1 protein-coding gene is annotated in these 855 nt (G+C 55.2%); it reads left to right on the top strand.

From position 1 onward, the window contains the following. Nucleotides 1-76 precede the first annotated feature (76 nt). Nucleotides 77-834, top strand: a protein-coding gene (locus ACR0EZ_RS25950) for an IS5 family transposase (protein ID WP_480617730.1) whose coding sequence is annotated in 2 segments (ribosomal slippage) — nucleotides 77-398 and nucleotides 398-834 — 759 coding nt in all. Because the reading frame shifts where the segments join, the coding sequence is not laid out codon by codon here. The last annotated feature ends 21 nt before the right edge of the window (nucleotides 835-855 follow it).

Below are 855 nucleotides of genomic sequence, written 5' to 3' on the forward strand. Positions count from 1 at the left end.
TAGGCTCTAGACCCATTAATTTGATTGCAGCCATCTCTGCTGCGTGATTCAAGCCCCTGAGTTTCAGGGGTATTTCATGAGCAATCTATTCTGGCTGACTGACGAACAGATGGAGCGTCTTCAGCCTTACTTTCCGAAGAGCCATGGCAAACCGAGAGTTGATGATCGACGTGTTCTAAGTGGGATTATCTTCATCAACCGCAATGGGTTGCGGTGGTCCGATGCACCCCGTGAGTATGGGCCGCCAAAGACGCTGTACAACCGCTGGAAGCGGTGGAGTGATATGGGTGTGTTCGCTCGCATCATGACCGGGCTGGCCGCGGAAGGAACCGATCATAAGACTATCATGATTGACGCAACCTACCTCAAAGCGCACCGCACGGCGTCCAGCCTGCGGTTAAAAAAGGGGGGCGTGGCAGGCTGATAGGGCGCACCAAGGGTGGCATGAATACGAAACTGCATGCCGTTTCCGATAGTCTCGGACGCCCCATCCGCTTCTTCATTTCCGCAGGCCAAGTCAGCGATTACACGGGCGCCAAGGTTCTGGTGAACAGTCTGCCATCGGCTGACTGGCTGCTGGGAGATCGAGGTTATGACGCAGATTGGTTCCGCAAAGCCCTTAATGACAGGGGAATAAGGCCCTGTATCCCAGGTCGAAAATCGCGCGACAAGCCTGTCCGATACGACAAGCGGCGCTACAAACGCCGCAATAGGATCGAGATTATGTTCGGGCGCCTGAAGGACTGGCGGCGTGTAGCTACCCGCTATGACAGATGCCCCAAGGTCTTCCTGTCAGCCATCGCGCTCGCGGCTACGGTCCTATTCTGGCTGTAAATCAATGAGTCTGGAGCCTAG

Source organism: Ruegeria sp. AK4 (assembly GCF_056541025.1).